Source organism: Glycomyces sp. NPDC047010, from assembly GCF_040644205.1.
Lineage (GTDB): Bacteria > Actinomycetota > Actinomycetes > Mycobacteriales > Micromonosporaceae > Glycomyces.
Genome location: NZ_JBEYVY010000021.1, coordinates 14,090 through 28,001 on the forward strand (window position 1 = coordinate 14,090; position 13,912 = coordinate 28,001).

Here is a 13,912-nt window from a genome sequence, read left to right on the forward strand (position 1 = left end):
GGACCACCCGAAGGGACCGATGTCCAATGTCACCCATCAGAAAGAGGACGAGCGCCGCAGCGGCGCTCGCCGCAGCGGCCCTCACCGCCCTCGCGTTCACCGCGACCGCGGCCGAGGCCGCCCCGAAGTACGGCTCGATCCTCGGCGACGACGCCGCCGGGGCCATCGCGGGCGAGTACATCGTCGTCCTCGAAGACGACGCGTCGTTCTCGACCCAGGTCAAGAGCGTCGAAGGCGGCGGCGCCGACGTCGTCGAGACCTACCGGGGCGTCGACGCGTTCCTCGTGGAGTCGACCGAGCTCGAAGCCCGGGAGATCGCCGCGCAGGACGGCGTCGCGTTCGTCGAGCAGAACGCCGCGTTCACCACCCAGGCCACGCAGACCGGCGCGACCTGGGGCATCGACCGCATCGACCAGCGCAACCGCCCCCTGTCGGGCACCTACACCTACAACTACACCGGCGCGGGCGTCCACGCGTACATCGTGGACACGGGCATCAACGCCTCCCACTCCCAGTTCACGGGCCGGGTCGGCAACGGCTACGACTTCATCCAGAACGACTCGACCCCGCAGGACGGCAACGGCCACGGCACCCACGTCGCCGGGACCGTCGGCGGCACCACCTACGGCGTCGCCAAGGGCGTCACGCTCCACGGCGTGCGCGTCCTCGACGCCTCCGGCTCCGGCACCACCGCCGGGGTCATCAACGGCATCAACTGGGTGCGCACCAACGCCATCAAGCCCGCCGTCGCCAACATGAGCCTCGGCGGCGGCTACTCGGCGTCCCTCAACAGCGCGGTCGCCTCCGCGGTCTCCTCCGGCGTCACCTTCGTGGTCGCCGCCGGCAACGAGTCCACCAACGCGTGCAACCGCTCCCCCGCCTCCACGCCCTCGGCCATCACCGTCGGCGCCACCACCTCCACCGACGCCCGCGCCTCCTACTCGAACTACGGGACCTGCGTGGACGTCTTCGCGCCGGGCTCGTCGATCACCTCGGCGTGGTACTCGTCCAACTCCGCGACCAACACGATCTCGGGCACCTCGATGGCCTCCCCGCACGTCGCGGGCGTCGCCGCCCTGTACCTCCAGGCGAACCCGAGCGCGTCCCCGTCCGCGGTCTCCAGCTGGATCACCTCCAACGCCACCACCGGCGTCGTGACCAGCCCCGGCACCGGCAGCCCCAACCGGCTGCTCTACACCTACCTCTAACCCGGTGAGCGGCCCCGCGACAGGCCGCTGACCAGAACGGGCTGAAGCCCTGCGCACCCCCTGGTGCGCAGCGCCTCAGCCCGTTCGTCTGTTTCGGACACTTGGCGGTAGTTGTTCATTCACTGAACTATAAATCCGGTACGGACCCTTTACACGATTTGTTCTCTCGTTTAGGCTCACTGCCAGGGCCTGACGGCCCGTCGCACGGCCGCAGCGCCCGGACGGGTGACGCGGGCCGGGCCGAGGGGGCCCGGTCCGCGCTTCGCCGGGCCGCCCGATCTCGAACCGGGCGGCACGGCAGGCCGCACGGCGACGCCGCCGGACCCCGGGGCCCACCCCCGCTCCCCCCAGAGCACCGGGCCCCACCCGAAAACCCTCCCCCCGGGCGGCGCGACCCAAGCACCGCGCCCGCCGGGGACAACCGAAGGAGTTCCTCTTGTCTACGGCAGGAACCAGAAAGCCCCAGCGCCGACACGTGCGCACCGCCGCGGCCATCGCCGCCGCAGCGGTCGCCGCCGGCGGGTCCGCCATCGCCGCCACCTCGTTCGCGAACGCCGAGGAGCCCGCGCAGGCGACCATCATCGGCGCCGACTCCCCCGACGCCATCGACGGGTCCTACATCGTCGTCCTCGAAGACCAGGCCCCCGGCCTGAGCGCCCTCGCCGACGACCTCGGCGTGGACGTCGACATCGAGCACACCCTCGACACCGTCAACGGCTACGTCGCCGAGCTGACCGAGTCCGAGGCCCTCGAACTCGCCGCCGACGACGACGTCGCCTACGTCGAGCAGGACCAGCTCGCCTACGTCTCCGAGGTCCAGACCGACCCGCCGTCGTGGGGCCTCGACCGCGTCGACCAGGACGCGCTCCCGCTCGACGCCTCCTACGAGTACACGCAGACCGGCTCCGGCGTCGAGGCGTTCGTGCTCGACACCGGCCTGAACGCGACCCACACCGAGTTCGAAGGGCGCGTTGGCGAAGGCTACGACTTCGTCGACGACGACACCGACCCGGCCGACGGCCACGGCCACGGCACCCACGTCGCCGGGACCATCGGCGGCACCACCTACGGCCTCGCCAAGGACGTCACCATCCGCGCCGTCCGCGTCCTCGACGACAACGGCTCGGGCTCCTACTCCGGGATCATCTCCGGCATCGACTGGGTCGCCCAGAACGCCACCGGCCCGGCCGTCGCCAACATGAGCCTCGGCGGGGGCTTCAGCCAGGCCCTGAACGACGCCATCGCCGCCGCCGTCGACTCCGGCGTCACCTTCGCGATCGCCGCCGGCAACGAGTCCCAGGACGCCTGCAACGTGTCCCCCGGCTCCGAGCCCTCCGCGATCACCGTGGGCGCCACCGATGAGGACGACGCCGCCGCGTCCTTCTCCAACTTCGGCGAGTGCGTCGACATCCTCGCCCCCGGCGTGGGCATCACCTCCTCGTGGATCGGCGCCGACGACGCCGAGAACACCATCTCCGGCACCTCCATGGCCACCCCGCACGTCGCGGGCGTCGCCGCGCTGTTCCTGGAGTCCAACCCGGACGCCACCCCCGACGAGGTCGCGGCCGCCCTCACCGAAGGCGCCGTCCCCGACGCCGTCTCCGGCGTCAACGGCAGCCCGAACCTGCTGCTGAACACGGCTTTTCTCCAGTAGCACAGCTTGGGCTAACGATCTGAAGTGATGAGAAGGCAGGGCCCGCGCCTCACGGCGCGGGCCCTGCTTTTCCCTTGCGTCCCTAGACCTTCCGGGCGATGCCGGCCATCTGGGTCCGCTCGTACGGCTCCAGGTCCTCCACCGCCCGCACCGGCCGGTCCGGCTCCTCCGGGAACCACCGCGGGATGTAGTCCAGGCCCGGCGCGACCATCTCCATGCCCAGGAAGTGGCTCTCCAGCACCGGGACCGGCCGCATCCACCCGTTCCCGAGCGTCTCGATGCACGCCGCCGACAGCGCCGCCTGCGCCGCCTCGCCCGTGTCCGGCCACGACGACAGCAGCAGGTGGCTGCCCGTCGGCAGGGCGCCCATGAGCGCCGCGATGATGTCGTTCGGGCGCTGCTCGTCGCTGATCTGCATGATCATCCCCACCAGCAGCAGCGCCACCGGCCGGTCGAAGTCCAGGAACGCCCGCAGCTCCGTGCGCGACAGGATGTAGTCCGGATCGAGCAGGTCCGCCTCGAACACCATGGCGCCCTGCGCGTCAGCGAGCATCATCTCCGCGTGCGCCACCACCATCGGGTCGTGGTCGACGTACGCGACCTTCGCCGCCGGGTTCAGGCCCGCGGCCACCTGGTGCGTGTTCTGCGCCGACGGCAGGCCGCACCCGATGTCGAGGATCTGGTCGATCCCCGCCGTCCGCACCAGGTACTCCACGCCCCGGATCAGGGCGCTGCGGTTCAGCTTCGCGCACTCGCGCGCCTGCGGGATGTGCTGCGCGAACACGTCGGCCGCGGCCCGGTCCACCGCGAGGTTCGTCGTCCCGCCCAGCAGCGCGTCGTACACCCGCGCCGTTGCCGGAACGGAGGTGTCGGTGCCCGGAGGCAGCTCGATGTCTTGGTCGTCGTGCATGGCCGGCCTTCCTGCTCGAAGCAACGGAGGCGCGGGGCCGGGGCCCCGCAGGGGGTCTGCAGTCGACCGTACCGCCCATCGGGCCCGCGCGCCGGACCCGCTGTGCGGCTTCGCCTCTCAGGCGCCGTTCACCTCGCGCCACTCGTCCCACGTCATCGCGCCCTCACCGAGCTGCTTGGCCCAGAACGAACTCCACGACGTCTGGCTCGGCCCCGGCTCCTCCGGGGCGGCCGTGTAGAGCGGGTAGTCGGCGCGCACGGCGTCCTTGAGCCACTGCTCCAGCTCCTCGAAACCGCCGAGGGTCCACGACCGCGCGTGGTAGACGACGCCCGCCCCGCCGGTCTCGGACTCCGCCAGGCCCGTGAACGGCGGCCAGGGACTGGAGCGGGTCCACGTGTTCACCACCGGCATCGCGCCCTCGGGGACCCGGCGGTGGCGGCACGCGTCCACCACGTCCTCTGCGACCATGAAGTCGAACAGCTCGAACGTCGTGTAGACCCCGCCCGGCAGCCCGAAGTCGTCGCCGAGGGTCGCACGCAGGTCCGTGCGCGGCGGGATGTCCAGGGTCCACACGAACTGCCCGTGCGCGGCCCGCGGCGGCGGACCGGTGAACGACGCGCCGATCGGGAAGGGCCCCTGGTTGACCGCGTCGTTGTTCACGGGCACCACCGGGTACGTGCGCCCGTCCACCGGGTTCGCCCACTCGGTCAGGATCTTCGCCGGATTCGCAGGGTCCGTGTAGAAGACGATCTCGCGCGTCAGCAGGTGCAGCCGGTCCGTCCCGGGCTCGCGGTGCAGGCGCCGGATGTTGAAGCCCTCGAAGCCGAACAGCTTCGCCCCGTGCCGCAGGTCCGGGGCGAGCGCGTCCCCCGGCACGTCGGCGTACACCGAGCCCGAGATCCGGTAGACCATGTCCTCCCCGTCCGGCCGCCCCAGCAGCCGCAGGTAGGCGCGCCCGAAGGCCGACTCCACCAGCCGGTACAGGGGCGCGGGGTGCGTGGGGTCCTCGAACGGCATGGATCTCCTCGGCATTCCGGCGGCGCGAACGGCCTCCAGTGTGGTCGAACCGGGACGCACTGTCAACGACCCCGCGCCGGTCAGCAGGCGCCGGGGAACGTCTCCCAGTAGGTCAGCGTCACGGTGCTGTCGTAGTAGGTCGGGGTGCCTCCGGAGGGGTTCTGGTAGACGACCGAGCATTCGGTCTGGCCGTTGCCGGGGTCGTCGGTGACGGTGTCGTAGGCGACCGACTCCCAACCGGCGGAGACGAGTTCGTCCCGGGCGTCGGTGTACCAGATGCCCGTGACGTCCGGGACGGACGCCGCGCCGGGCTCGACCTGGCCGCCCTCGTCCTCCGTCGGGTCGGTGCCGCCACCGCCGCCTTCGGAGCCGCCGCCGTCGTCCTCGGACTCGGAGGCGGCGGCCTCGGACGTCGCGTCCGCCGTCGGGGACTCGGTCGCGGGGGACGACGGGTCGGCCGAGGGCGAGCCGGTGCCGGTGGCGGCCTGGGTGGTGGTCTCCGTTGCGGCGCTGCGGGTCTCGATGACGCCCGTCGCGCCGTCCCCGTTGTCGTCGGCCCGGCTCCACGGCGACAGGGCGAGGACGACCGCGGCGGCGAGGACCGCGACCGCCGCCGGGGCGGCGAACAGGAGGCGGCGGGCCCGGCGGCGGGGCGCGGGGACCGCGGCGGTGACGGGCTCGAAGGGCACGGCCCCTGCGGGCGGCGTCCACGGCTGCGCCGCGCCGGGGATCGCCAGGACCGGCGAGACCGGCTGGGGCGTCAGCGGATCGGCGACCGCCTCGCGGCACACGCGCGCGAAGTCCTCGGCGGTGGCCCACCGCTGGCCCGGGTCCTTCGCGAGGGCCTGGAGGATCGCGGCGGCGGGCGCGGGCGGGAGCGCCGGGTCGAGCGGTGGGGGCGGCTGGTTCAGGTGTCCGTTGAGGATGGTCCCGGCGGTGTCGCCCGTGAACGGCGGTGTGCCGGAGAGGCACTCGTACGCGACCGCACCGAGCGAGTAGACGTCGGTGGCGCCGGTGAGCGGGCGGCCTTCGAGCTGCTCGGGGGACGCGTAGTAGAGGGTGCCCATGAGCATCCCCGACTCGGTGATCGTGCCGCGGCCGGGCGAGAGCGCGATGCCGAAGTCGACCAGGACCGCGTGGCCGCCCGGGTCGACGATGATGTTGGCGGGCTTGATGTCCCGGTGGACGATGCCGTGCCCGTGCGCGTGGTGGAGGGCCGCGGCGACCTCCGCGGTCAGGCGCATCGCGTCGGCGTGCGGCAGCGGGCCCTCGCGCAGGCGCGCGGTCAGCGTCGGGCCCTCGATGAGCTCCATGACGAGGTACGCGAGCGTCCCGCCCGCTTCGCCAGGGGTCTCGCCGTAGTCGTGGAGCGCGGCGATCCCCGGGTGGCGCAGGGACGCGACGGCCTGCGACTCGTGCTCGAAGCGGGCCCGTGCGGTCTCGTCCTGCTCCAGGTCGGACTTGAGGATCTTCACGGCGACGGCGCGCCGGAGCCTGGTGTCGCGGGCGTTCCACACCGAGCCCATCCCGCCCGAGGCGATCGGGGCGTCGAGTCGGTAGCGGTCGGCGATCATCGATCCGGTCTGCACGGCGATCCTCGCAAGCGGTTGTGCGGTAGTGGGTCCGGTGATCGTGGCACCGCCCGCCACGCATCGCTCACGCGAACGTCATGACGGGCCTGCCCGACCGCCGTTCCGGGGGCCTGCATGACTGCGCCGGGGGCCGTGGCGGATCGAGAATCGGGGCATCCACTTCCGTTCGGAGGAAACCATGAACGCACCCCGTCTCTCCCGCCTCAGCCGCCGCGTGCTCCTCGGCTCCGCGGCCGTCGCCGCCGCGATCGGACTCCCGTCCCCCGCCACTGCGTCGTTGCGGCTCAACGCTATTGACGCCGAGGTGGACCGGCTCGAAGCCGACCTCATCGCGTTCCGCCGCGACCTCAACGCCCACCCCGAAGGCCCCGGGGACGAGTCGCGCACCGCGGCCCGGGTCGCCGCGCAGCTCAGGGCCGCCGGGCTGTCGGTGACCACCGGCGTCGGCGGGCACGGCGTCGTCGGCGTCCTGCGCGGGCGCCACCGCGGCCGCACCGTCGCCTACCGGGCCGACATGGACGCCGTCCCCGCCGAGGACCAGATCGGCGGCGGCACCGCGCCGCTGCACCTGTGCGGGCACGACATCCACACCACCGTCGGCGTCGGTGCGGCGCTGGTGCTCTCGCGGCTGCGGCACCGGCTGCACGGCACCGTCGTGTTCGTGTTCCAGCCCGCCGAGGAGACCCTTGCCGGGGCCCGCGCGATGATCGACGCGGGCGTCCTCTCGACGTACCGGCCCGAGGAGATCCACGCGCTCCACTGCGGCCCCATGCCCGTCGGGATGCTCGGGATCAACCCCGGCTCCGGGCTCCCGGGCCAGGACCGCGGCACGGTCGTCCTCGACGGCGCCGACGCGGCCGACCGGGCCGCCCGGCTCGCGGCCGACATCGCCGCGCTCGCGACCGTGTCGGTCCCGCAGGGCTCGGCCGACCTGGAGCGGCTCATCGCGGACCTCCAGATCGAGGACGGCCCCCTCGCGGAGTTCGTGTACACCCGCGCCGAGGCCGAGGAGGGCACGGTCGGTTTCGCGTCCCGGTGCTGGCCCGAGGACCGGTACACGGAGGTCAGGGCCGACATCGACGCCCTCGCCCGGTCCTACGGCGGGACCGCGGTGTTCCCGAACGACCCGTTCCCGGCGATGGTGCTCCCGGCCCCGGAGGCGTACGGGCTCAAGCGGTTCCTGGACCGCCGGGACGTCGAGACGGCGGTCGTCCACGCCGCGATCCCGTTCAGCGGTGAGGACTTCGCCCTGTACCTGGACGAGATCCCCGGCACCTACACGTACCTCGGCGTCCGCTCCCCCGGCGCGGACATCGTCACCTCGTACCCGCACTTCCCGACGTTCACCCCCGACGAGGGCGCGATCGCCCACGGCGTGCGCGCCATGTCGGCCTGGCTGGCCGAGCGCACCTCCTGCTGAGGGCTTGAACGCACGGAACGGGCGGCGGCTCCGAAGAGCCGCCGCCCGTCCTCATTGCTCAGTCGCTACGCGAAGAGGTCGAAGCCGCCCCAGCCGGAGCCGATCTGGGTCGAGGAGCCGAAGCTCCCCTGGCCGTTCCCCTTGTACATGAACAGCTTCCCGTCCGACGTGCGCCGGGCCACGAGGTCGATGTGGCCGTCGCCGCTGAAGTCGCCCGCGGCCGTGAGGTTGTCGAGCGCGGCCCAGCCGCACCCGATCTTCACGCCGTTCTTGACGCCGCCGGTCGGCTTGCCGCCGTAGAAGTACAGGCAGTTGTCCGAGGTGCGGACCGCGATCAGGTCGGCGGTGCCGTCGTTGTCGAGGTCGCCGATCGCGGTGATCTCCTTCATCGCGTTCCAGCCGGTCCCGATCTGGATCCGGGTGCCGACCGTCCCGTTCGCCTTGCCCGGGTACAGCCAGAGCACCCCGGTCGAGGCTTCGCGGGCGATGATGTCGACCTTGAGGTCGCCGTTGTAGTCGTACGCGGACACGATGGCGCTCATGATGTTCCAGCCGGTGCCGATCCGGATGCGCGCGTCGTAGTCGTAGTCGCCGATGCCGGTGCCCGGGTAGACATACAGGGCCCCGGAGGAGCCGACCCGGCCGATGACGTCCGCGAGGCCGTCGCCGGTGAAGTCGCCCGCGGTCGCGAGCAGGTTCATCCCGGAGAACGTCGTGCCCCAGGAGTAGCTGGCGGTGAAGCCGCCGGCGCCGTTCCCGTAGTAGGCGAACGTGTTCCCGTCGGACTCGCGCCGCACGATGATGTCGTCGCCGCCGTCCTCGTCGAAGTCGTGCGCGCGGTCGGTGGTGACCATCGGCAGGCTCACGCCGATCCAGCCCGAGGACTGCACCGGCGGCTCCGGCTGGACGTACCCGTTCAGCTCGAACGAGTGCCGGTACAGCGCACTGGTCCGGGTGTCGACCGAGAGCAGGTCCACGTACCCGTCGCGGTCGAGGTCGCCTGCGCCGGTGACGCTTCGGTAGACGCGGCCCGAGCCGTCGTCCAGGGACGGGGACAGCTCGATCCAGGTCTCGGCCGTGGACGCGAGCACCCAGTAGCCCTTGGTCTGGCTGTCGCGGATCATGAGGTCCTCGGCGCCGTCCTTGTCGACGTCGCCGACGGACACGATCGCGTCGATGTAGTTGTAGCCCAGGCCGAACAGGATGCTGCCGCCGAACGTGCCGTCGCCGTTGCCCGGGTAGGCGTACATGCCGCCGTCCGAGTTGCGCACGGCCAGGACGTCCGTCATGCCGTCGCCGGTGACGTCGGCGGTCGTGTAGACGCCCATGGTGTTCCAGCTCGAACCGGACCGGATGCGGGTGCCGAAGCCCCCGTTCCCGTCGCCCGGGTACGTGTACAGGATTCCGGCGGCGTTGTCGCGCACCAGGAGGTCCGCGTACCCGTCGCTGTTGACCTCCCCGGCCATGACGACGTCGTAGCCGGCCCAGCCGGTGGCCACGGTGACCGCGCCGTCGAACGTGCCGTCGCCGTTGCCGGCGTGCAGGCGCAGCGCGCCGTCGGTCTCGCGGACCGAGATCAGGTCGTCCAGGCCGTCGTCGTTGAAGTCGTTGCGCGCCAGCGGCACCGCGGGCATGCCGGAGAGCACGAACCACATGTCGTTGTACGGCACGGCGTCGAGGTTCTCGCTGTACTCGCTCGTGTAGGTCGGGGCGACCTCGAACCGGCCGGGCTCGTTGGCGCCCCCGGTGATCTCGGCGTAGAAGCGCAGGGTCTCGTGGTCGTCCGCGGCGATCGACTGGACGTGGCAGACGAAGTCGAAGCGGTCGAGCAGCGTGTTCTCGGTGCGCGCGTACTCGGCCGCGAGCTCGCTCTCGTCCAGGCACGTCCACGCGGCGTTCCCGTCGGAGTTGAGCTGCGTGAGCTCCGTGCCGTCGGGCAGCCGCCCGCGCAGCACGTACGAGCCGGGCTCGTCCACCGCGAGGTCGGCCGCGTCGGCGGGGCCGGCGTTGCGCACGAACAGGCTGACCATCGGCTCGGTGCCGATCGCGGTCCCGACCTGCTCGGTGCCCTCGATGTAGAGGTCGAACTTGTTCTCGGCGCTCACCACGGAGACCGAACCGGCGTCGGCGGTCGCGGCCGGGTCGTCCCAGGTCCCGGCCTCGGTGATCCCGAGGAGGTTCGGGTCCTCGGGGTCCGTGGGGAGGTCCGGGTACTCGGCGAGTTCCGCTTCGTCGATCGTGGCGACGGTGTACTCGCAGCCGCACACCTCGATCGGCCCGGGCGTCCCGGCGGGGACGGCGTACCCGATCGGGCCGGTCAGCGTGTAGGCGGTGCCGGTCGTCCCGGTGAAGCCCGCGAAGACGCAGTCGACCGCACCGGTCTCGACGGAGGTGCAGTTGTCGTAGGCGACGTCGGCGACCGTGCCGGGCACGGTCGGCGCACTGAACGACACGACGACGGCCGCGGTGTCGGCGGCGAGGTCCTGCTGCTGGAAGAAGACCGGGGTGGCGTTCGCGGTCGCGCCGGCCGCCGCCCCGGTGATGGTGACGTCACCGTGGAGGAACGGCTCGTAGTCCTCCTGTGCGGCCACCGGTGCCGCGAATGCCGCTGCGACCATCAGGCCGACGGCAGCACCCGCTACCAGGCGCGTGGCGACGCGCCCGAGGGAATCGGGGTTCATCTGGCTCCTTGTTCAATTGGAGGGTGGGGTTCGTGCCAGGGGATGCCGGGGGGTCCGACATGGACTACACGCATTCTTTCAGAAATCGGTTGCACCCTGGGTACGGCAGCGGAGACGCGGAAGGGCGGCGGCCCCGAATGGAGCCGCCGCCCGGAATAATCCTGATTCGCCGCTTATGCGATGAGGTTCATGGCGTTCCAGCCGGAACCTATCTGCACGGACGCACCGAAGTCGCCCTTGCCGTCGCCTTTGTACATGAACAGCTTCCCGTCCGACTTGCGTCGCGCGACGAGGTCCGCGTGGCCGTCGCCGTCGTAGTCGCCGACCGAGGTCAGCGCGTCCATTGCCGCCCAGCCGCACCCGACCTTGACGCCGTTCTTCACGCCGCCGGTCGCCTTGCCCGCGTAGAAGTACATGCAGTTGTCGGAGGTGCGGACGGCGAGGACGTCGGCGATCCCGTCGTGGTCGAGGTCGCCCGGCGCGGTGATCTCCTTCATCGCGTTCCAGCCGGTCCCGATCTTGACCCGGGTGCCGACCGTGCCGTCGGCCTTGCCCGGGTACAGCCACAGGACTCCGGTCGAAGCCTCGCGGGCGACGATGTCGACCCGGCCGTCCCCGTTGAAGTCGTGGCCGGACACGATGGCGCTCATGACGTTCCAGCCGGTGCCGGTCTTCACGGGCGTACCGTGGCCGCCGAAGCCGTCGCCGGGGTAGGTGTAGAGGACGCCCGCGGAGGTCCGGGCGAGCACGTCGGGGAGGTTGTCCCCGGTGAGGTCGCCCGCGGCCTCGATCAGGTTCATGCCGCTGAACTCCGCGCCCCAGGAGACCCGGGGCCCGAACCCGCCCGCGAGGGCGCCGGGGTAGAGGTACGTCGTCCCCGTCGAGGCGTTGCGCGCCAGGAGGTCCGCGGTGCCGTTCTGGTCGAAGTCGTACTCGCGGTGGGCGTCGACCTCGGGGAGGCGCATGCCGCCCCAGCCGGAGGACGCCAGCGTCACGTAGTCGTACACGGTGCCCGAGGCGGTGATCGACGCCCGGTAGAGCGCGCCGGTGCGGGCGTCGGTGAGCGCGAGCTCGGCGCTGCCGTCGCCGTCCGGGTCGCCGAGGCCCGTGATCTGGCTGTAGCGGCGGTTCTCGTCCAGGCTGCCGAACCAGCGCTCGTACTCGACGGGCGCGTCCTCGGTCGAGAGGAAGACCCAGTACTCCTGGTCGGGCGCGAGGCGGTACACGAGGTCGTCGATGCCGTCGGCGTCGATGTCCCCGAGGTTCGTCATGGCGTCGATCTGCTCGTTGCCGTCGCCGTAGGTCCCGGCCAGGGAGAACTTGCCGTTCCCGCCGCCGGAGTACTCGAAGAGGCGGCCGTCGTGCTTGCGGGTGGCCACGATGTCCACGGTCCCGTTGCCGTCGGTGTCGGCGGCGGTGAAGACCTCGATCGGACCCCAGCCGGAGCCCGAGGTGATGCGCGTGCCGAAGCCGCCGTTCCCGTTGCCGGGGTAGGTGTATAGCCCGCCGGTCCTCGTGTCGCGGGCGAGGAGGTCGGAGTGGCCGTCGCCGTTCACGTCCCCGGCCATGACGACGTCCATGTGGCCCCAGCCGGTCGCGAGGACCTTCGCGGACCCGAGCGTCCCGGCCTCGGTGCCGGGGTAGAGCACGAGCGCGCCGTCGGCCTTGCGGACCGCGATCAGGTCCTCGACCCCGTCCTCGTCGAAGTCGTTGCGGGGCACCTCGACGGCCTCGGCCATGTTCTGGATCGCACCGACGTTGTCGATGAAGTCCGCTTCGAGGTCGGCGCCGCCGACGCCCTCCGTGAGGCCCACGATCTCGGCGTAGCCCAGGTCGAACCCGTCACCGGTGAGGTCGACGGTGAACGTGAAGTCCGCGGTCTCACCGGCCGCGAGCGGCGTCATCAGGAAGCAGTACAGGTCGTACCGGTCGAGCACGGTCTCGGTGCGCGCGTATTCGTCCGCCAGCGACTCGGGGTCGAGGCAGCTCCAGTCGTCGGTGCCGTCCGAGTCGATCGAGGCAAGCTCGGTCCCGACGGGCAGCTCCACGCGGATCGAGGCCGACCCGAAGTCGTCCTCGCGGTTGTAGACCGTCGCGGGCCCGCCGTTGCCGACCGGCAGCGTGATCGTGGAGGTCTTGCCGACGTTGCCTTCGAGGTCGCCGCCGGAGACGTTGAGGTCGAAGGGGTTCGCGGAGGTGGCGATGGAGATGACGCCCTCCCACTCCGCCATTTCCGGGTCGCCCGGGTCGGTCCACGTGTCGGCCGGTTCGATGCCGAGCAGGTTCTCGGACACCGGGTCCCAGGTCAGGTCGCCGAAGTCCTCAGCGAGTGTGTTCGCGTCGACCGTGCGGACGGAGTAGACGCAGCCGCAGACCTCGAACGGTCCGATCGCATCGGCGTCGATCGCGTACTCGATCGGCTGCGTGAAGGTAAGCGCGGAACCGGTCAGTCCGGCGAAGTCAGTGATGACGCACTCGACGCCGCCGTGGATCTGGTCCTGTTCGACCGGGCGGCAGTTGTCGTAGTCGGCGACGACCGACGCGCCCTTCTGGCTGAGGCCCATGCGGGAGAAGGAGTCCGAGAAATGGGCGATCACCGCCGCCGCCGCACCGGACAGGTCGCGGTCCTGGCGGAACACGGGTACGACCGTCGCGGTCGAGCCGGGCGCGGCGCCGGTGACGGCCGCCGGGTCGCCGTGGAAGAACGGCTTGTGCGGGTCGGGTTCGCCTTCGCCGTGGACCAGGAGGGTGCCGGTCTCGGTGGCGAACACCACGGAGTCGATGCTCGCGGTGACCGTGTACGGGAAGGTCGTGTCCTCTCCCGGCTCATCGGCCGAGAGTTCGAAGTCGAAGAGCCAGTAGGGTCCTGCGCTCGGCTCGGTGCAGTAGACCTGCACGCCTGCGAACGCCTCGCAGCCGTCACCGGGTTCGATGTTCAGCGTCCCGCTCGGACCGTCGAACTCGATCATCACGGTCACGGTGTGGTCGAGGTCCTCGTACCCGGCCGACGGGGTGTACTCGACTTCGACCACCGAGTGCTCAGGGTCTTCGCCGGGCGTGATCGAGTACGGGAGGACCGGGCTCATCGAGGCGCTTTCGACGCCGACGACGTCCGGGAGATCCGCTGCCGCGGGGGCCGCGAAGGCGATCGCTGCTATCGGGGCCGTCAGGGCGAGTGCCGCGATGCGCGCGGCCGTTCGCCCCGGTATGCGGGGTTCGGAGTGCAATGGGGCTCCTGTTCAGTTGGGTGCAGAGAGGGAGTCGTGGGGTCCGACATGGACTACACGCGTTGTTTCCGATACCGGTTGCACCGCCTGAACGCGGAAGGGCGGCCCCGCGATGCGGGGGGGCCCCAACCGGGGGGGGGGGGTTTAGGTGTGGGGGGGGGGGGTGTTTGGGGCGCGGGGGGGCGGTGGGGAGAGGGGGGGGT

8 protein-coding genes are annotated in these 13,912 nt (G+C 71.5%); 3 read left to right on the forward strand and 5 right to left on the reverse strand.

The window, feature by feature from the left end; genetic code table 11:
* The first annotated feature begins 26 nt into the window (after positions 1-26).
* Positions 27-1,208, forward strand: a complete 1,182-nt coding sequence (locus AB0A65_RS26445) for a S8 family peptidase (RefSeq protein WP_359955793.1) — start codon at positions 27-29, stop codon at positions 1,206-1,208.
* Positions 1,209-1,644: 436 nt separating this feature from the next.
* Positions 1,645-2,862 carry a S8 family peptidase gene (locus tag AB0A65_RS26450; RefSeq protein ID WP_359955795.1) on the forward strand — a complete coding sequence of 406 codons (1,218 nt, stop codon included), beginning with the start codon at positions 1,645-1,647 and terminating at the stop codon, positions 2,860-2,862.
* A gap of 82 nt (positions 2,863-2,944) precedes the next feature.
* Here the strand turns inward: AB0A65_RS26450 and AB0A65_RS26455 are convergent, their stop codons facing one another.
* From AB0A65_RS26455 to AB0A65_RS26465, 3 genes are all read right to left on the reverse strand, one after another.
* Positions 2,945-3,772: an SAM-dependent methyltransferase gene (locus AB0A65_RS26455; protein ID WP_359955798.1), complete on the reverse strand. Its 828-nt coding sequence runs from the start codon at positions 3,770-3,772 to the stop codon at positions 2,945-2,947.
* Between the two features lie 117 nt (positions 3,773-3,889).
* Complete coding sequence (locus AB0A65_RS26460) at positions 3,890-4,789, reverse strand: DUF1838 family protein (RefSeq protein ID WP_359955801.1); 900 nt, start codon at positions 4,787-4,789, stop codon at positions 3,890-3,892.
* 80 nt (positions 4,790-4,869) lie between these two features.
* The gene (locus AB0A65_RS26465; RefSeq protein WP_359955804.1) at positions 4,870-6,378 is read right to left on the reverse strand and encodes a serine/threonine protein kinase; all 1,509 of its coding nucleotides are present in this window, start codon (positions 6,376-6,378) and stop codon (positions 4,870-4,872) included.
* A 181-nt stretch (positions 6,379-6,559) separates the two neighbouring features.
* Between AB0A65_RS26465 and AB0A65_RS26470 the strand changes: the two genes are divergently transcribed.
* Positions 6,560-7,801, forward strand: a complete 1,242-nt coding sequence (locus tag AB0A65_RS26470) for a M20/M25/M40 family metallo-hydrolase (RefSeq protein WP_359955807.1) — start codon at positions 6,560-6,562, stop codon at positions 7,799-7,801.
* A 65-nt stretch (positions 7,802-7,866) separates the two neighbouring features.
* Here the strand turns inward: AB0A65_RS26470 and AB0A65_RS26475 are convergent, their stop codons facing one another.
* On the reverse strand, positions 7,867-10,482 hold the full coding sequence (locus AB0A65_RS26475; RefSeq protein ID WP_359955810.1) for a VCBS repeat-containing protein: 2,616 nt from the start codon (positions 10,480-10,482) through the stop codon (positions 7,867-7,869).
* Between the two features lie 173 nt (positions 10,483-10,655).
* The gene (locus AB0A65_RS26480; protein WP_359955813.1) at positions 10,656-13,709 is read right to left on the reverse strand and encodes a VCBS repeat-containing protein; all 3,054 of its coding nucleotides are present in this window, start codon (positions 13,707-13,709) and stop codon (positions 10,656-10,658) included.
* Positions 13,710-13,912: the final 203 nt, after the last annotated feature.